Below are 17,847 nucleotides of genomic sequence, written 5' to 3'. Positions count from 1 at the left end.
CTCCCCTTCCCGGCCCGTCCCATGCGCATCCTGCTCGTCGAAGACAACCGCCCGCTGGCCGACTCGCTGGCCCGCGCACTGCGCGGCGCCCAGTTCAGCGTCGACTGCGTGCACGACGGCGCCGACGCCGACCACCTCCTGCTGACGCAGGACTACGCGCTGGTGATCCTCGACCTGTCGCTGCCGCGCCTGCCCGGCCTCGACGTGCTCAAGCGCCTGCGCGGCCGCGGCAACAAGACGCCGGTGCTGATCCTGACCGCCCACAACGGCGTCGGCGACCGGGTGCGCGGGCTCGACCTCGGCGCCGACGACTACCTGACCAAGCCGTTCGAGCTGAGCGAGCTGGAAGCGCGGATCCGCGCGCTGATCCGCCGCGCCGCCGGCCATGCCGCCAACCACCTGGCCTGCGGCGCGCTCGGCTACGACAGCGGCAGCCGCCAGTTCACCCTGGCCGGCCAGCCGCTGGCGCTCACCCCGCGCGAGCACGCGCTGCTCGAGGTGCTGCTGTTCAACCAGGGCCGCACGCTGGGCAAGGAGGCGCTGAGCGAAAAGATCATCGCGCTGGACGAGGAGATGAACCCGGAAGCGATCGAGATCTACGTGCACCGGCTGCGCAAGAAGCTGGCCGGCAGCGAGGTCGCCATCGTCACGCTGCGCGGGCTGGGCTACCTGCTCGAGGCCGGCGATGCGGCGTGAGCGGCGGCCGTCGCCGCAGCGGCCGATGCCGCGTTCGTTGCTGCCGCGCGGCGGCAGCCTGCGGCTGCGCCTGCTGCTGTGGATGCTGCTGCCGCTGCTGGCGCTGGCCGCGGTCAACCTGTGGCAGGCGCAGCGCGGCGCCCGCACCGCCGCCGACGAAGCCTACGACCGCATCCTGCTCGGCTCGGCGCTCGGCATCGCCGACCACACCACGGTCGAGGACGGCGCGGTCAAGGTCGACATCCCCTACTCGGCGCTGGAGATGTTCCAGTCGCAGTTCCCCGACCACGTCTACTACCGCATCAGTCATGCCGACGGCCGGCTGATCACCGGCTACCAGGACCTGCCGGCCTCGCCGCACGCCGCGCTGGACAAGCTCGGCGCCCACGATTCGCGTTTCTACGAGGCCTTCTACAAGGGCGAGCCGATCCGCGTGATCGCCTATTCCAAGCCGCTGTACGCCACGGCCGGCGTCGGCCCGGTGCTGATCCAGGTCGGCGAGACGCTGCGCGCGCGCGAGGAGATGACGCGCGAGATCCTGGCCGAATCGCTGCGCAACCAGGGCCTGCTGGTACTGGCCGCGGTGACGCTGGCGGTGGTCGGCATGGCGCGCGGCCTGCGGCCGCTGATGCGGCTGGGCGAGCAGGTCGAGGCGCGCCGCACCGACGCGCTCGAACCGTTCGACACCCGCGACGTGCAGTCCGAGCTGCGCCCCTTCATCGCCGCGCTGAACCACCACATGGCGCGGCTGCGCGACCAGTTCGAGCTGCAGCGGCGCTTCATCGCCGACGCCTCGCACCAGTTGCGCACGCCGCTGGCGGTGCTGCACACCCAGGCCGAGCACGCGCTGCGGCAGGACGACCCGGCCGCCATGCGGGCCGAGGTCGAACTGCTGCTGCGCCGCACCCGCCAGACCGTGCGGCTGGCCAACCAGCTGCTGGCGCTGTCGCGCGCCCAGCCCGAGGCGACCGGCCGCCGGCAGCGCCCGCTGGCGCCGGCCGAGATCGCCCGCGCCGCCACGCTGGAGCTGGCGCCGCTGGCGCGCCGGCGCCGCATCGATCTGGGCTTCGAGGGCGACCAGGACGACGCCAGCCTGGTCGGCAACGCCACGCTGCTGCACGAGATGGTGGTCAACCTGCTCGACAACGCGCTGCGCTACACCCAGGAAGGCGGCACCGTAACGGTGCGCGCGCACGCCGCGGCCGACGGTTTCGTGCTCGAGGTGGAGGACGACGGCCCCGGCATTCCGGCCGCCGAGCGCGACAAGGTGTTCGACCGCTTCTACCGCATCCTCGGCACCGAGGCCGACGGCTGCGGCCTGGGCCTGGCCATCGTGCGCGAGATCGTCGACCGCCACGGCGGCCGGATCGAACTGCTGGAGGCGCCGGGCGGCGCGCCGTCGGACGGCGCAGGCCCGGAAGACGGCGCGGCGGCCGGCTCGCCGCCCGGCCGCGGCCTGCTGGTGCGGGTGACGCTGCCGCTCGCGCCGACGCCGCTGCCGGCCCCTTGCTCTGAAGCCGGCCGGGGCCGCCGCCGCATCCGGCACACGGCTTGCTTATGCGCCAGTCCGAACGAGGAAAGAGGCCCATGGGCAAGCCGCTGCGACTGGTACTGGTGAACGATACGGAGCGCACCGTCGGGGCGCTGCGCGACGCATTGCTGGCGGCCGGCTTCGAAGTGCTGGCCGAGGTGGCGTCGGCCTTCGAGCTGGCCGAGGTGGTGGCCCGGCTGCAGCCCGACGCGGTGATCGTCGACACCGACTCGCCGAGCCGCGACGTGCTCGAGCACATCGCGGTGATGCACCAGGATGCACCGCGGCCGATCGTGATGTTCACCGGCGACGGCGACGAGGCGCACATCCGTGCCGCGGTACGCGCCGGCGTGACCGCCTACGTGGTCGACGGCCTGACGCCGGCACGGCTCAAGCCGGTGCTCGACGTCGCCATCGCGCGCTTCGACGAGGAACGCAGGCTGCGCGACGAGCTGGCCGACACCCGCCGCCAACTGGCCGACCGCAAGCTGATCGACCGTGCCAAGGGCCTGGTGATGAAGCGGCGCGGCCTGGGCGAGGACGAGGCCTACCAGCTGCTGCGCCGCACCGCGATGGCGCGCGGCGTGAAACTGGCCGAGGTGGCGCGCCAGCTGGTCGAGGCGAGCGAGCTGCTCGGCTGAACCGCCGGGCCGCGGCCGGTAGAGCTTACCGACCCGGTGTAAGCATTACCGCGCCGACGCTCATCGGCCCGAATACGAAATCCATAAATATCAATTGCTTGCGCCATCAAGAACGATGGCACGCAAGCTGCGGACTTCCTTGTCAGGCCCGGAGCCCGGCTCCGATCCGCCCAACCGGCACCCTGCCGAACCACAAGGAAGCGACATCATGAAAATGTTCATCCTCTGGCTGCTGGGCGTTCCGCTCAGCCTGCTCATCGTCCTGAAGCTGTTCGGCGTCTTGTGAGGATCTTGCTGCCTGCCAGCAAGCTCACGCTCGCCTGCCCCCTGTAGGAGCGGCTTCAGCCGCGAACGGCGGTGCTCCTCTGCCATTCGCGGCTGAAGCCGCTCCTACGACAACACCTGCAACAACGTTCACGGCCGGCCTTACAGCGACACGCTGACCGCCTCGCCGCGCAACGCCAGCGTGCGCACCTCGCCGAGCTTGGCCAGCTGCGACACCAGGTGCCAGGACGGCCGCGGGCTGTCGATCTCGAGCAGCACCTCCATCCGCTCGCCGGTCTCGGGCAGCGTCGCCTCCATGCGGCGCACCGCGAAGCCGCGGTGGCGCACCACGCGCAGCACGCGCTCGAGCGCATCGCTGTTGTTGTCCACGCTCAGGGTCAGTTGCTTGGGCATCGTGTTTCTCCGTTATGCGGCCTTGGCGGGCCTGAAAAGACGAAGCCCCCGGTCTGCTGGACTCGGGGGCTTCTGGGTATTCGGCGGATGGGGCTTGCGTTCTAGCTTCCCTTCCGCGCACACCACAGCGCGCCCCGCGACGATTTGGTCGCGGTGCGTTTAATCATGGTGATGGCGGGACGGCGGATCATGGCGTGTTGCGATGCGTCATACGGTTGGAAGCTGTCCGCACTCTAACCGCCGCGCGCGCGGCTTGGCAAGCGCGCCGTTTTGAGGCGGCCGGCCCGCTCGCCGCCCAGCCGCGGTGCAGCGCAACGGCCGCTTCGTGCTGCGGCGCCGCATCCGCGCCGCAGAGGGCGGGCCGGCCGGCGGGAATGGCGGCGCCGGCCGATCGCCGCGGACCTCGCCATGATCGCAAAAACCGTTTCGAACCAATCGCTTGCTCGCCTCGGCGAGGCCGGCCGCGGAAGTGCCGCCACGGGCTGGCACGGCTCCTGCTATATCGACCCTCGAAGCGCGGCTCAATGGCGAGCCGGATCACGCTACAGATTCGTTGGGGAGTCTGATTGGGAGCCCAAGCCGGCGGTTTCGACCGCCGGCGGATAGCTCCGGTGGCACGGGCGGTTCGCCGTCTGCGCCCAGGGACAACGGCGTCCTTTGGCTGGCTCGACCGGTCGGAGTGCGCCGTTTTTTTTTTCGGGCGGCACACAGCACAGGAAACCGCATGGAACAGCCCGCCGAAGTGATGCATCCAGCCGGCAGCGACCGGCCGGAAAAGGAAGAGGTCCAGGTCGGCTTCATCCCGCTGACCGACTGCGCCTCGGTGGTGATGGCCGCCGTGCTCGGCTTCGACCGCAAGTACGGCATCCGCATCGTGCCGCGGCGCGAGGCGAGCTGGGCCGCGATCCGCGACAAGCTGGCCGGCGGCGAGCTCGACGCCGCCCATGCGCTGTACGGCCTGGTCTACGGCGTGCAGATGGGCATCGGCGGGCCGCAGTGCGACATGAACGTGCTGATGACGCTGAACCAGAACGGCCAGGCCATCACCCTGTCGAGCCGGCTGGCGGCCGACGGCGCGACCGACGGCGAGCGGCTCGCCCGCAAGGCCCGCGCCGCGCCGCGCACGCTGACCTTCGCCCAGACCTTCCCGACCGGCACCCACGCCATGTGGCTGTACTACTGGCTGGCGGCCCACGGCATCGATCCGCTGCGCGACGTGAACACCATCGTGGTGCCGCCGCCGCAGATGGTGGCGCACATGCGCGTCGGCAACATGGACGGCTTCTGCGCCGGCGAGCCGTGGCACCAGCGCGCGATCGCCGAGCGCGCCGGCTTCACCGCGGCGACCAGCCAGGCGATCTGGCCCGGCCATCCGGAGAAGGTGCTCGGTACCACCGCGGCCTTCGCCCGCCGTCACCCCAACACCGCGCGCGCGCTGGTGATGGCGCTGCTCGACGCCTCGCGCTGGATCGACGCCCAGGCCAACCGGCGCCGGGTGGCCGAGACGCTGGCCGACCGGGCCTACGTGAACTGTGCGGTGGATTCGATCGAACAGCGGCTGGCCGGCCGCTACGACGACGGCCTGGGCCGCAGCTGGCAGGACCCGGACTACATGAAGTTCTTCGACGACGGCCGGGTCAACTATCCCTACCTGTCGGACGGCATGTGGTTTCTCACCCAGCATCGGCGCTGGGGCCTGCTCAAGACGGATCCCGACTACCTGGCGGTGGCGCGCGCCGTGAACCGGATCGACCTGTACGCCGAGGCGGCGCAGGCGCTCGGCATCGCGCTGCCGGCCGAGCCGATGCGCAGCGGCACGCTGTTCGACGGCAGCGTCTGGGACGGCAGCGACCCGGCCGGCTACGCCGCGCGGTTCGCCATCCGCGCCTGATCGAGCGGCGCCGGGCCGGCCAGCCGCTTGCGCGACAGGTGGTCGAGGAACCAGGTCAGCCCGCCGGCCGCCACGGTGAGGCCGACCACCAGCGCGATCCAGAAGCCCTCGGCCGCCATCGGCGCGGCCGGCCGCCACGGCAGCCAGGACGGCGCCAGGCCCAGCACGCAGCCGAGCGGCAGCGAGAAGCCCCAGAACGCGGTCATGTGGATCACCATCGGCGGCCGCGTCACCTTGTAGCCGCGGATCGCGCAGCTGGTCGAGACCTGGGTGGCGTCCGACAGCTGGAACACCGCGGCGAACACCAGCAGGTGGGCCGCCAGCGCGGCCACCGCGGCGTCGCTGGTATAGGCCGCGGCGATCTGGCGGTTGAACAGCGCGATGAAGCTGGCCGACAGGATGGCGAAGCCGAACGACAGGCCGACGCCGACCCAGGCGCGGAAACGCGCCGCCGCCGGATCGCCCTCGCCCAGCGCGTGGCCGATGCGGGTGATCAGCGCCACGCCGAGGCTCAGCGGCAGCATGAACACCAGCGAGGAGAAGTTGAGCGCGATCTGGTGCGCCGCCACCTGGGCCGCGCCGAATTCGGCCACCAGGAGCGCGATCAAGCCGAAGGCGCTCGATTCAGCGAAGTAGGTCACCCCGATCGGCAGGCCGATCTTCAGCAGCGTGCGGATCTCGCGCCAGTGCGGGCCTTCCCAGCGGTCAAGCGGCCAGGTGCGGCGATAGGCCGGCGCGCGGCGCATCCAGGCCAGCAGCGCCAGCAGGTTGAACCAGACGCAGACCAGCGTGGCCACCGCGCAGCCCAGGCCGCCCATGCGCGGCAGGCCGAAGTGGCCGTAGATCAGCACCCAGTTGAGCACGATGTTGAGCGCCAGCGCGGCCAGCGCGATCACCATCATCGGCTTGACCTGATTGAGGCTGGCGCTGTAGCCGTACAGCACGCGGTAGCAGGAGAAGGCCGGCAGCGCGAAGCTGACCACGTGCAGGAAGCGCTTGGCCATCTCGCGCACCTCGGGCTCGAGCTTCATGCCGTCGAACACCAGCGCGCAGGCGTTGGCCGCCACGAAGGCCAGGAGGCCGATGCCGAGCGCCTTCCACAGCGCCTGCCGCACCAGGTGCGGGATGCGGTGGTATTCCTCGGCGCCGACGTGGTGGGCCACGGTCGGGTTGACCGACATCATCACCCCCATCAGCGTGACGATGACGATCGACCAGACCGAGGCGCCGAGCGACACCGCGGCCAGGTCGTTGGCGCTGGCGTGGCCGGCCATGGCCACGTCGGCCACGGCCATGCCGACCGCGGCGAGCTGGCCGATCAGCATCGGCCAGGCCAGTCGCCACAGCGCGGCGGTTTCGGTGCGGACGGCGGGGGAGCGGAAGAAGCGGAGCGGCATGGATCGACACGACGGGAAGCGGGCGAACCCGGCCGGCCATTCTAGCGCCTGGCTCGCCGCGCCTGCCCCGTTTCGGTGCGATATAAAGCCGGCCTGCCCGTCTCGATCGAACGCGGCTTGGAACGTAGTTCGGAATTCATTTCCGACAGCGAGCTGGATAGACGGCGCTGTCGGGAATGGATTCCGGCCTAGACGTCCGACAACGGATCGCGCTCAGGGATGCGAGCCATGGCCGGCGATGCCGGCCTCGACCGCCAGCTCGGCGCCGAAGCGTTCGACCAGCGCCAGCGTCTCGTTGAGGCTCAGGTCGAGCACCAGCACGCCGCCGTCGGCCAGGCGCTCGACCTGGGCATCGAGGTAGAGCGCGACCTCGCGCAGCCGCGCCAGCGCGGCCTGGCGGCCGGGCCGGGCGGCGAAGCGCGCCCAGTTGCGGCCGGCATGGCGGCGCGCCAAGGCGTCGGACGGTACGACCGGTTGAGCGACCGGCGTGGCGCGGCGGCCGGCTTGGTCGGCAGCGGGGGTGTCGAATTCGGGTAGGGGGTGTCGATGCAGTCGAACATGGGCTTCTCCAGGAACAGGTGGCGACAGCGAAGCCCGATGGCGGGCGGCGCTTTAGCGGTTCTGGGTTCGGCGCATCGACTTCGATATCGATCGCCACGCGCCCCGCAAGTTGTCGATTAAATCGGCGCGTTCAAACAGGAACAGCTCAGCTGCTCGTACTTCAATTCCTCGCCCGGCAAAGCCGGGCGCTCAACAGCAGCGGGGGACAACCCTTGCCCGCCATTTGATCCCACGCCCCCTGCCCTCGCCGCCACCGGCGGCCCTGGCGAAGTCGAAGACTTCGTGGGGCGGTCTGGAGGGCGCCTCGCCGGCGCTCGCCCAGTCGGGCCGGCCAGAAGGGTGGAAAACAAAAAACCCGCGAGCCGGGCGGCTCTGCGGGTTGGCTGTCTCGGCGCTTCGCGCCTACCGACAGGGACCACGCTTTAGCCGCATTTGTTAAGCGCCCGCAAGCTGGATCGGTCAAATCGGCGCTAGGCGGCAATGTAGCCGCGACGGCCCGGCGCGGTCAAGCGCGGCGTCAGTGCGAAAAATGATGAGAATCATTGTCAACCCGATTCCCACTACCGCGTTAACAGGTCCGTGAGCGCGCGCCGGTCCCGGCGCCCTCGCTTCTTCCCCTTCGCCGTTCCGAGGAATCCCCGCATGAAGCGCATCGCCCTCTCCCTGCTGCTGGCCGGCCTGGCCGTCCCCTCGTTCGCCGCCGAGACCCCGGTCGGCAAGCCCGTTCTCGCCGGCGGCATGGAAATCGCCGCGGTCTACCTGCAGCCGATCAAGATGGAACCGGCCGGCATGATGCGCGACGCCGACAAGACCGACATCCACCTCGAAGCCGACATCCACGCCGTGAAGGACAACCCGACCGGCTTCGCCGAGGGCGACTGGATGCCCTACCTGGTGGTGAAGTACGAGCTGCAGAAGAACGGCGGCGCCAAGCAGGCCGGCGACCTGATGCCGATGGTGGCCGACGACGGCCCGCACTACGGCGACAACGTGAAGCTGCAGGGTCCGGGCAAGTACCACCTCAAGCTGACCGTGCTGCCGCCGAGCGCCAACGAGCACGCCCACTTCGGCCGCCACGTCGACAAGGAGACCGGCGTCGGTCCGTGGTTCAAGCCGATCGAGGTGAACTACGACTTCACCTATGCCGGTACCGGCAAAAAGGGCGGCTATTGAGCGCCTGCCTCGGCAACCGCGGCCTGCGGATCGAACGCCGCTGCGGCCACCCGGCACAGCCGGGCGTTTGCGCTCGGGAATACCCGACCGTCGGCGCTCCCTTGATCCATGCCTACTCCCCCTGCCCTCGCCGCTACCGGGGTCCCCATGGCGGGCCCCGGCGCAGCCAGGGACTGAGCGGGGTAGTCGTCCAGAGGGAAGCCTGGCTTCGCTCGAGCGCACCTCCCCAGGTCTGAATACGGAGAACCTTCAGATGACCTCACGCATGCTGCCGGCCCTGCTCGCCGCGGCGATCCTGCCGGCGCTGGCCGGCGACGAAGTGACGCTGCAGCTGGTCGCCCGCGACGGCCGCTTCTACCCGTCCACGCTCACGGCGCCGGCCGGCAAGCTGATCCGCATCGAGATCAGCAACGCCGGCACCACGCCGATCGAGTTCGAAAGCAATTCGCTGCGCAAGGAGAAGGTGCTGGCGCCGGGCGCGCACTCGGTGGTGGTGATCCGCTCGCCGTCGGCCGGCCGCTACACCTTCTTCGACGACTACCACCAGGCCACCGGCCAGGGCGTGTTGGTCGTGACCCCGTAACCGCGAGGAAGCCATGCTCGGAGAAGTCCTGTTCATCGTCTGGCGCGAGAGCGTCGAGGCCTTGCTGATCGTCGGCATCCTGCATGCCTGGCTGCGCAACCACCCCGAGGCGGCGCAGGGCCGCCGCTACCTGTGGGCCGGCGTCGGCGCCGGCCTGCTGGCGGCCGTCGCGCTCGGCGGCGCCATCCTCGGCTTCGCCGAATGGTTCGAGGGCGAGCAGCAGGATTGTTTCCAGCTCGCCATGATGGCCGCCGCCGCGGCGCTGATCGTGCAGATGGTGTTCTGGATGCGCCGTCACGGCCGCACGCTCAAGCGCGAGCTGGAGAGCGGCATGGCCGAGCGCGCGCGCCAGTCCAACTGGTGGGGCATGCTGGCGCTGGTGGCGCTGGCCGTGGCGCGCGAGGGCAGCGAGACGGTGATCTTCCTGTGGGGCCTGGGCTCGGCCCAGCAGGGCGTCGACCTCGCCCGCTTCGCCGTCTCGGCGCTGGCCGGCTTCGCGCTGGCGCTGGCCACCTTCTGGCTGCTGCAGCTGGGCGGCCGGCTGTTCTCCTGGCGCGCCTTCTTCCGCTTTTCCGAATTCATGCTGTTGCTGCTGGCCGGCGCGCTGCTGATCGGCAGCGTGGAGCGGATGATCTCGTTCGGCTGGCTGCCGGGCCTGCTCGACCCGGCCTGGGACAGCCGCGCGCTGCTCGACGACGGCGGCCCGGTCGGCGGCCTGGTGGCGGCGCTGACCGGCTACCGCGCGCGGCCGGCGCTGACCATGGTGCTGGCGCTGGCCGGCTACTGGGCGCTGCTGCCGTGGGCGCTGCGCCGCGCCGAGCGGCCGGCGGCCGCCGCCGTGGCCCTGGTCTGAGCGGCGGGCCGCCCGATGCAGCAGCACGTCATCCATTTCCATCCGCATCGCCCGGCCGGACGGCTGGCCCGGCTCGGCGACCGGCTGCGCGACCACCGCCGCGCCATCCTCGGCCTGCAATGGCTGGTGGTGCTCGCCTACGCGGTGCTGCTGATCGGCCCGGCGCTGCGGCCGCTGCCGGACGAGACCGCCCACCTGTGGAACGACCTGACGCTGGCCGCCCAGTTCGCTTTCTGGGGGCTGTGGTGGCCCTTCGTGCTGCTCAGCATGGTCGGCCTGGGCCGGGTCTGGTGCGGCCTGCTCTGCCCCGAGGGCGCGCTGACCGAGTTCGCCAGCCGCTGGTCGCTCGGCCGGCCGATCCCGCGCTGGCTGCGCTGGGGCGGCTGGCCCTTCGTCGCCTTCGCGCTGACCACCGTCTACGGCCAGCTGGTCAGCGTCTACCAGTATCCGCAGGCGGTGCTGCTGGTGCTCGGCGGCTCGACCGTGGCGGCGGTCGGGTCGGCCTGGTCTATACCCGCGGCAAGCGCGTCTGGTGCCGCCACCTGTGCCCGGTCAACGGGGTGTTCGGCCTGCTGGCCAAGCTCGCGCCGCTGCACTACCGCGCCGACGAGGCGGCCTGGCGCGCCAGCATCGGCACGCGTGCGGCCTCGGTCGACTGCGCGCCGCTGCTGCCGCTGCGCCAGCTCGACAGCGCCAGCGCCTGCCACGGCTGCGGCCGCTGCAGCGGCCACCGCGGCGCGATCCGGCTGGAGGCGCGCTCGCCCAATGCCGAGATCCTCGAACGCGGCGCGCAGGACGGCGAACGCTGGCAGAGCGCGCTGGTGATCTTCGGCATGATCGGCCTGGCGATGGGCGCCTTCGAGTGGTCGGCCAGCCCCTGGCTGGTGGCGGCCAGGCAGGCGATCGCCGAATGGCTGGTCGAGCGCGACATCCTCTGGCCGCTCGACAGCGATGCGCCGTGGTGGCTGCTGACCCACTACCCGGCCGTCAACGACAGCTTTTCGTGGCTCGACGGCGCGCTGCTGCTGGGCTGGATGGGGGCCAGCATGCTGCTGGTCGGCGGCGCGGTGGCCGGCCTGCTGGCGCTGGCGAGCCGCCTGCTGGGCGGCGGACGCCCCGGCAAGGCCATCCCCGCCTTCCACCACCTGAGCCTCGGCCTGGTGCCGCTGGCCGGCGCCGGCGTGTTCCTCGGCCTGTCGGCCACCACCGTCACCCTGCTCAAGGGCGAGCGGCTGCCGTTGCAATGGGTGTCGCCGACGCGGGCGACGCTGCTGGCGGCGGCGACCGGCTGGTCGCTGTACCTCGCCTGGCGCATCTGCGGCCGGCACGCGGCCACGCCGCCGCGGCGGGTCGCCGCCTGGTGCGCGGTACTGGCCGCCTGCCTGCTGGTCGACTACGGCTGGTCGCTGTGGTTCTGGCTGTGGTGATGCGCGGCTGAAGCCGCGCCTGCCGAACTCGATCGGCGCGGGTCGGACTTCGGTCCGCCCCTGCCTCGAGCCAGGATCGCCGTCGGACTGGAGTCCGACCTGCAACCGCAGCCGGCGGTGCCGGCCGCCGCTATTCCGGCACGCGCGAGTCGAGGAACAGCGTCACCGGCCCGTCGTTGACCAGGCTGACCTGCATGTCGGCGCCGAACACCCCGGTCGGCACCGGCTTGCCGAGCTCGGCCGCCATGGCGGCGACGAAGCGCTCGAACAGCGGTTGCGACACCGGTCCCGGCGCCGCCCGGCTCCACGACGGCCGGTTGCCCTTCTTCACGCTGGCGAACAGGGTGAACTGGCTGACCGCCAGCACCTCGCCGCCGACGTCGAGCACCGAGCGGTTCATCACCCCGTCCTGGTCGCCGAAGACCCGCAGCTTGGCGATCTTCTGCACCAGCCAGCCGATGTCGGCCTCGCCGTCGTCGGCCTCGGCGCCGACCAGCAGCAGCAGGCCCGGCCCGATGCGGCCGACGGTTTCGCCGCCGACCGCCACGGCGGCCTCGGCGACGCGTTGCAACACGATTCTCAAGGCTTCGATCCTTTCCGGTTCCGGGCCGGGCGTCCGGCCGCGCGCCGCGCATGGTACGCCCGGCCGGACCGCGGTTGGAACCGGACCGGCCTCAGGACTCGATCGGACGCTCGTCGTTGAGCCACAGCGCGCCCTTGATGGTGCGGTACAGCGTCCACAGCCACACGCCGGCCCACAGCAGGATCGCCAGCGGGATGCCGATGATGGTGAGGCACAGCGCACCGCCGAGCAGCATGCCGAGCACCGACAGCCAGAAGGTCGAGATCAGGAAGTCGTAGTGGGTCTGCAGCCAGCTGCCGCGCGCGTCCTCGCGCTTGACGTGGGCGATGATGACGCCGACCAGGCCGGTCGGCAGCGCGGTGAACAGCGACACGCCGATCAGCACGTAGGCCAGCATGGCGGTGTTCTTGAGCGATTGTTCGGCCTCGTCGGCCAGCAGGATTTGCGACATTTCGGTTCTCCCCGTGCGTTGCGATGAGACCAGCTTCGCACGGCGGCCGACCCGGTTCTCCCCGGCTGCGACACAGTGCAGCGGCGGCGGAATGATCTGCGGCAAGGCGCGATGGAGCGCACGGGGCGCTGACCGGCAGGCGCGGCTTCAGCCGCGAACGGCTGGCACCTGCTGCGGGCATCCGGCGGCAAGCAATCTCACCGCCGAGGACGCGGAGGACGCGGAGGCAGCTCCAGTCTTGCGGCTTTCCTCCGCGTCCTCGGCGTCCTCCGCGGTGCATCCTTTGCAGGCAGCGGGCGCATGCCGCCGGCGTCTTCGCGGCTGAAGCCGCTCCTACCTGCAAGCTCACGCAGCCGTCAGCATTCCACGACGTTGACCGGCACCTCGACCACATTGATCGCCAGCCCGCCGCGCGCCGTTTCCTTGTACTTGGCGTGCATGTCGCGGCCGGTGTCGCGCATGGTCTTGATGACGCGGTCGAGCGAGACGAAGTGGGTGCCGTCGCCGCGCAGCGCCATGCGGGCGGCGTTGATCGCCTTGATCGAGGCCATCGCGTTGCGCTCGATGCACGGCACCTGCACCAGCCCGCCGACCGGGTCGCAGGTCAGGCCCAGATTGTGTTCCATGCCGATCTCGGCGGCGTTCTCGACCTGGCCCGGCGTGCCGCCGAGCACCTCGGCCAGCGCGCCGGCCGCCATCGAGCAGGCCGAGCCGACCTCGCCCTGGCAGCCGACCTCGGCGCCCGAGATCGAGGCATTGGTCTTGAACAGGATGCCGATCGCGCCGGCAGTGAGCAGGAAGCGGACGATGCCGTCGGCATTGGCGCCCGGCACGAAGTTGACGTAGTAGTGCAGCACCGCCGGGATGATGCCGGCCGCGCCGTTGGTCGGCGCCGTCACCACCCGGCCGCCGCCGGCGTTCTCCTCGTTGACCGCCAGCGCGTACAGATTGACCCAGTCGAGCACGGTCAGCGGATCGCGCAGCGCCGCCTCGGGCTTGCCGGCCAGCTGGCGGTGCATGTCGTGGGCGCGGCGCTTCACCTTCATGCCGCCGGGCAGGATGCCCTCGGTGCGGCAGCCGCGCTCGACGCAGGCATGCATCACGTCCCAGATCTCCAGCAGCTTGGCGCGCACCTCGGCCTCGCTGCGCCAGGCCAGCTCGTTCTCCAGCATCAGCTGGCTGATCGACTTGCCGTGGCGCTCGGCCAGCGCCAGCAGCTCGGCGCCGCTGCTGAACGGGTGGGTCAGCACCGCCGCGGTCGGCGGGGTGAAGCCGCCCTCGACCGCGTGCTCGTCGACCACGAAGCCGCCGCCGACCGAGTAGTAGGCGCGCTTGGACAGCTCGGCGCCGGCTGCGTCGAAGGCGGTGAAGATCATGCCGTTGGGGTGGTAGGGCAGCGACTTGCGCTTGTGCAGCACCAGGTGCTCGGCCTCGACGAAGGGGATCTCGTGGCTGCCCAGGAGCTTGAGCCGGCCGCTGTGGCGCACCGCCGCGATCATCGCCGGCACCGCGTCGGTGTCGACCAGCTGCGGTTCCTCGCCCAGCAGGCCCAGCAGCACCGCCTTGTCGGTGCCGTGGCCCTTGCCGGTGGCGCCGAGCGAGCCGTACATCTCGGCCCGCACGCTGGCGACCTGGGCCAGCAGCCCGTCGCGCTCGATGCGGTGGACGAACTGGCGCGCCGCCCGCATCGGGCCGACGGTGTGGGAGCTCGAAGGTCCGATGCCGATCTTGAACAGATCGAAAACGCTGATGGCCATGCTGGTCTTCTCCATGCCGCCACGGTCGTGGGCGGCTCGATCGTCGGCCGCTCGTGGCGGCCGTATTGGGGGCCGGCCCCATCTGCGGGAGGCCGGCTGCTCGGGTGGCGCGTAGTCTAATCGCGCCGGACTACGGATGCACGGCGGGAAACGCCGCGGCCCGCCCGCGGGCGTCGATTGCACCGGGCCGCCGCAGCGGGCGGACGATCGCCGCCCCTGTTAACGACACCATGGCACGATCGATTGTCGACCGCCCGGCGATGCCCACGCCATTGCCGCTAACCCGGCAGGTAGACGTCGAAACGCACGCTGTCGCCTTCGAGGCTGTAGGCCGGCGTCAGCCCGGCCAGCAAGGGCGCGTGGCGCGGCCGCTTGACGGCCACCCGCTCGAGCGCCAGCGCGCGGGCCGGCGCCAGCAGCGCGTCGGCGTCGAGATCGGCGCCGACCACCGCCTGGAAGGCCTGCATCTCCTTCTTGGACAGCGCCGACTTGCGCCGAGTGTCGGGAAACATCGGGTCAAGGTAGATCACCTCGGGCCGCGCGCCGGGCCAGTTCGCCAGCAGCTCGGCCGCACCGCCGCGATAGAGCCGCATGCGCGCGGCGATGGCGGCCACCTCGGCGTCGAGCGCGGCGCGCGCCAGGCCGTCCTCGAGCAGGGCGGCGGCCAAGGGCGAGCGCTCGATCAGGTCGACCTCGCAGCCGAGCGCGGCCAGCACGAAGGCGTCGCGGCCCAGGCCGGCAGTGGCGTCCAGCACCCGCGGCGTGGCGCCGCCCTTGAGCCCGCAGGCGCGCGCCACGCCTTGGCCGCGGCCGCCGCCGTGCTTGCGGCGCCACTCGGCCGCGCCGCCGGCGAAGTCGACCCGCACCGGCCCGGCGCGCCCTTGCCCAGGCTGTGCAGCGCCAGGCCGGCCGCGTCGAGCACCAGCGCGTGGCCGGTCTCGGGCAGCGCATCGGCCAGCGCCAGGCCATGCCGTCCGGCGATCGCGCGGGCGTGGTCGAGGCGTTCGGGGGCGAGGCAGACGAGGGGCGGCAGCATGGGCGGGATCGGGGATGGGGGCGGTACGACGGTCGGCGGCTCGGCCGCCGGCGCATCGGCTACATTGGCCGAAAAAACAGGGGGAGAAACGTGCGGCTGGCGATTATCGCATTCGTCGCTGCGGTCGTCTGGCTGCAATGGCAGGCCAGCCTGCCGCCGCTGCACGGCGCGCTGCTGCCGGCCTTGCCGGCCCTGGCCTGCGCCGCCTGGCTGCCGCGCTGGCGGCGGCCGGCCTGGCTGATCGTCGCCGCGGCGCTCGGCGTCGCCTATGCCGGCTGGCGCGCCGAAACCCGGCTGGCGCAATGGCTGCCCGCCGGGCTGGAAACCCGCCCGCTCGAGATCGAAGGCCTGGTCGCCGGCCTGCCGCAACCGAGCCGCTACGGCCCGCGCTTCCGCTTCGCCGTCGAACGCGCGCCGGCCGGCGTGCCGCCGCTGCTGCTGCTCAACGACTACGCGCGGCCGGCCGCCGACTGGCAGCCGGGCCAGCGCTGGCGGCTGACGGTGCGGCTCAAGCGGCCGCACGGCAGCGCCAACCCGGGCGGCACCGACTACGAGGCCTGGCTGCTCGGCGAGAGCATCGGCGCCAGCGGCAGCGTGGCGCGGCCGGGCCGCCAGCTGCTCCGCCCCTTCGTCGCCACCCCGGCCACCGCGCTGCATGCCGCGCGCCAGGCGCTGGCCGGCCATATCCGCGCGGCGCTCGGGCCGCGCCCCTACGCCGAAGTGATCGTCGCATTGGTGGTCGGCGAGCAGTCGGGCATTCCGCCGGCGCAGTGGACGCTGTTCCGCAACAGCGGCATCACCCACCTGGTGTCGATCTCCGGCCTGCACGTCACCCTGGTGGCCGGCCTGGCCGGCGCGCTGGCGGGCTGGGCCTGGCGCCGCTCGGCCCGGCTGGCGCTGCGGCTGCCGGCGCGCCAGGCCGCGCTGCTGGCCGGCGTGGCGGCCGCGCTCGGCTACAGCCTGCTGGCCGGCTTCTCGGTGCCGACCCAGCGCACCTTCTTCATGCTGGCGGTCGCCGCGCTGGCGCTGCTCGGCGGCCGCGCGACGGCGGTGTCGACCATCTGGCTGGCGGCGCTCGGCATCACCGTGGCGCTCGATCCGTGGGCGGTGCTGTCGGCCGGTTTCTGGCTGTCCTACCTGACCGTCGGCGCCATGCTGTGGGCGCTGGCCGGCCGCCACGGCGCGGCGATCGGCTGGCGCGCGCGGCTGGCGCAGTGGGGCGCGGTGCAGTGGTCGGCCACGCTCGGCTCGCTGCCGCTGCTGGCCATCCTGTTCCAGCAATTGCCGCTGAGCTCGCCGCTGGCCAATGCGCTGGCGATCCCGCTGGTCAGCGCGGTGGTCACGCCGCTCGCGCTGGCCGGCGCGCTCGAGCCGAGCGGCCTGCTGCTGCGGCTGGCGCACGCGGTACTCGCGTTCACGCTGCGGCTGATCGAACCGCTGGCGCGCGGCGAGCTGGTCTGGAGCCAGGCGCTGCCGCCGGCCTGGGCGCTATTGCCGGCCTGCGCCGCGGTAGCCCTGCTGCTGTTGCCGCGCGGGGTGCCGGGCCGGCTGGCGAGCTGCGTGCTGTTGCTGCCGCTGCTGCTGCCGGTGCGGCCCGGCCGCGGCCAGGGCGAATTCGAGGCGACGCTGTTCGACGTCGGCCAGGGCCTGGCGGTGCTGGTGCGCACCGCCCGGCACGACCTGCTGTTCGACACCGGGGCCGAGGGCGGCGGCGGCCGCGTGCTGCCGGGCGGCCTGCGCGCGCTCGGCGTGCGGCGGCTCGACCTGCTGGTATTGAGCCACGACGACCGCGACCATATCGGCGGCGCGCCGGCGGTGCTCGCCAGCGTGCCGGTGGCGGCGCTGCTCGGGGTGGCGCCGCCGGCCGATCCCGGCGCCGGAGTGCCGGCCACCGGGGCGCCGGCCGCCGGAGCGCCGGCCGCCGGGCTGCCGCCCCATCCGCCGCCCCTGCCCTGCCGCGCCGGCCAGCGTTGGCGCTGGGACGGCGTCGACTTCGAAATCCTGTTTCCCGACGCCGCGACCGACCCACAGGCGAGCGACAACGCCCGGAGCTGCGTGCTCAAGATCAGCGGCCCCGGCGGCAGCCTGCTGCTGCCGGCCGACATCGGCCGCGCCGAGGAGGCGGGCCTGCCGGCCGCCGCGCTGCGCACCGACGTGCTGGCGATGCCGCACCACGGCTCGGCCGGCTCCTCGTCGCCGGAATTCGTCGCGGCGGCAGCGCCTCGGCTGGCGGTGGCGACCAGCGGCTACCGCAATGCCTTCCGCCATCCGCGTGCCGAGGTGGTGGCGCGCTACGAGGCGGCCGGCGCCACGGTCTGGCGTAGCGACCGCGACGGCGCGGTGACGGTGCGCTTCGGCCGCGACGGCTGGCGGGCCGAGCGCTGGCGGGTACGGCATCCGCGCTATTGGTCGACGCTGGCTGAGGGAGAGGCCGGCCTGGCCGGCGGCCGATTCGGCGAAATCGGATCAGGCGGGCACGGCGAACGCCCGGCGGCGCCCTCGATGCCGGCAGGCGCGCGGTAGGTCGGGCTCCAGTCCGACGGCGCCCTCCCTCGCGATCGCTGTCGGACTGAAGTCCGACCTACGGGA

The 17,847-nt window shown here is 72.2% G+C and carries 17 protein-coding genes and 2 pseudogenes; 12 read left to right on the top strand and 7 right to left on the bottom strand.

Features of this window, described 5'->3' with window-relative positions:
- Positions 1-21 precede the first annotated feature (21 nt).
- The 4 genes from H9L41_RS06320 to H9L41_RS06305 all read left to right on the top strand — a co-directional run bounded on the left by H9L41_RS06320 (position 22) and on the right by H9L41_RS06305 (position 3,154).
- Positions 22-696: a response regulator gene (locus H9L41_RS06320; RefSeq protein ID WP_028446122.1), complete on the top strand. Its 675-nt coding sequence runs from the start codon at positions 22-24 to the stop codon at positions 694-696.
- Between the two features lie 25 nt (positions 697-721).
- The gene (locus tag H9L41_RS06315) at positions 722-2,314 is read left to right on the top strand and encodes a sensor histidine kinase (protein WP_187523727.1); all 1,593 of its coding nucleotides are present in this window, start codon (positions 722-724) and stop codon (positions 2,312-2,314) included.
- Complete coding sequence (locus tag H9L41_RS06310) at positions 2,284-2,868, top strand: ANTAR domain-containing response regulator (RefSeq protein ID WP_034606835.1); 585 nt, start codon at positions 2,284-2,286, stop codon at positions 2,866-2,868. Before H9L41_RS06315 ends, H9L41_RS06310 begins: the two co-directional genes overlap by 31 nt.
- 115 nt (positions 2,869-2,983) lie before the next feature.
- Positions 2,984-3,154: a hypothetical protein gene (locus tag H9L41_RS06305; RefSeq protein WP_157461961.1), complete on the top strand. Its 171-nt coding sequence runs from the start codon at positions 2,984-2,986 to the stop codon at positions 3,152-3,154.
- A gap of 140 nt (positions 3,155-3,294) precedes the next feature.
- Here the strand turns inward: H9L41_RS06305 and ilvM are convergent, their stop codons facing one another.
- Positions 3,295-3,546 carry an acetolactate synthase 2 small subunit gene (gene ilvM, locus H9L41_RS06300; protein WP_028446124.1) on the bottom strand — a complete coding sequence of 84 codons (252 nt, stop codon included), beginning with the start codon at positions 3,544-3,546 and terminating at the stop codon, positions 3,295-3,297.
- A 724-nt stretch (positions 3,547-4,270) separates the two neighbouring features.
- Here ilvM and H9L41_RS06295 point away from each other — a divergent pair.
- Positions 4,271-5,437 (top strand): CmpA/NrtA family ABC transporter substrate-binding protein, encoded by a 1,167-nt coding sequence (locus tag H9L41_RS06295; protein WP_245589203.1) that lies wholly within the window; start codon positions 4,271-4,273, stop codon positions 5,435-5,437.
- On the opposite strand, the gene H9L41_RS06290 is transcribed toward H9L41_RS06295, so the two are convergent.
- Together H9L41_RS06290 and H9L41_RS06285 are read right to left on the bottom strand one after the other, a co-directional pair.
- A complete protein-coding gene (locus H9L41_RS06290; protein WP_051318980.1) occupies positions 5,407-6,834 on the bottom strand; it encodes an MATE family efflux transporter in 1,428 nt (475 codons plus the stop codon). The two genes, H9L41_RS06295 and H9L41_RS06290, sit on opposite strands and share 31 nt — an antisense overlap.
- A 213-nt stretch (positions 6,835-7,047) precedes the next feature.
- Positions 7,048-7,287 (bottom strand): hypothetical protein, encoded by a 240-nt coding sequence (locus tag H9L41_RS06285; protein ID WP_187523726.1) that lies wholly within the window; start codon positions 7,285-7,287, stop codon positions 7,048-7,050.
- 750 nt (positions 7,288-8,037) lie between these two features.
- Here H9L41_RS06285 and H9L41_RS06280 point away from each other — a divergent pair.
- The 6 genes and pseudogenes from H9L41_RS06280 (at position 8,038) to H9L41_RS25560 (ending at position 11,431) form a co-directional block, all read left to right on the top strand.
- Positions 8,038-8,568: an iron transporter gene (locus H9L41_RS06280; RefSeq protein ID WP_028446127.1), complete on the top strand. Its 531-nt coding sequence runs from the start codon at positions 8,038-8,040 to the stop codon at positions 8,566-8,568.
- Positions 8,569-8,821: 253 nt separating this feature from the next.
- Positions 8,822-9,151 carry a cupredoxin domain-containing protein gene (locus H9L41_RS06275; protein WP_084300202.1) on the top strand — a complete coding sequence of 110 codons (330 nt, stop codon included), beginning with the start codon at positions 8,822-8,824 and terminating at the stop codon, positions 9,149-9,151.
- 13 nt (positions 9,152-9,164) lie between these two features.
- Positions 9,165-10,004, top strand: coding sequence for an FTR1 family iron permease (locus H9L41_RS06270; protein WP_028446129.1), 840 nt, complete (start codon positions 9,165-9,167; stop codon positions 10,002-10,004).
- 15 nt (positions 10,005-10,019) lie between these two features.
- Positions 10,020-10,295: pseudogene (locus H9L41_RS26075) on the top strand (hypothetical protein); the annotation flags it as partial.
- Positions 10,202-10,552 (top strand): annotated as a pseudogene (locus H9L41_RS25565) (hypothetical protein); the annotation flags it as partial. The pseudogenes H9L41_RS26075 and H9L41_RS25565, both read left to right, overlap by 94 nt.
- Before the next feature lie 12 nt (positions 10,553-10,564).
- Positions 10,565-11,431, top strand: a complete 867-nt coding sequence (locus H9L41_RS25560; protein WP_308419680.1) for a hypothetical protein — start codon at positions 10,565-10,567, stop codon at positions 11,429-11,431.
- 130 nt (positions 11,432-11,561) lie between these two features.
- Here the strand turns inward: H9L41_RS25560 and dtd are convergent, their stop codons facing one another.
- The 4 genes from dtd to H9L41_RS06245 all read right to left on the bottom strand — a co-directional run bounded on the left by dtd (position 11,562) and on the right by H9L41_RS06245 (position 15,088).
- Positions 11,562-12,014, bottom strand: coding sequence for a D-aminoacyl-tRNA deacylase (gene dtd / locus H9L41_RS06260; protein ID WP_028446131.1), 453 nt, complete (start codon positions 12,012-12,014; stop codon positions 11,562-11,564).
- A gap of 91 nt (positions 12,015-12,105) precedes the next feature.
- A complete protein-coding gene (locus tag H9L41_RS06255) occupies positions 12,106-12,465 on the bottom strand; it encodes a DUF4870 family protein (protein WP_028446132.1) in 360 nt (119 codons plus the stop codon).
- A gap of 356 nt (positions 12,466-12,821) precedes the next feature.
- Positions 12,822-14,222: an L-serine ammonia-lyase gene (locus tag H9L41_RS06250; RefSeq protein WP_028446133.1), complete on the bottom strand. Its 1,401-nt coding sequence runs from the start codon at positions 14,220-14,222 to the stop codon at positions 12,822-12,824.
- 278 nt (positions 14,223-14,500) lie between these two features.
- On the bottom strand, positions 14,501-15,088 hold the full coding sequence (locus H9L41_RS06245; protein ID WP_265583952.1) for a class I SAM-dependent methyltransferase: 588 nt from the start codon (positions 15,086-15,088) through the stop codon (positions 14,501-14,503).
- A gap of 260 nt (positions 15,089-15,348) precedes the next feature.
- On the opposite strand from H9L41_RS06245, the gene H9L41_RS06240 reads away from it, so the two are divergent.
- Positions 15,349-17,781: a DNA internalization-related competence protein ComEC/Rec2 gene (locus H9L41_RS06240; protein WP_051318981.1), complete on the top strand. Its 2,433-nt coding sequence runs from the start codon at positions 15,349-15,351 to the stop codon at positions 17,779-17,781.
- Positions 17,782-17,847 lie beyond the last annotated feature (66 nt).

Source organism: Chitinimonas koreensis, from assembly GCF_014353015.1.
GTDB lineage: Bacteria > Pseudomonadota > Gammaproteobacteria > Burkholderiales > Chitinimonadaceae > Chitinimonas > Chitinimonas koreensis.
Note: the sequence above shows the minus strand (reverse complement) of the source record. Positions and strands in the feature narration are given on the sequence as shown.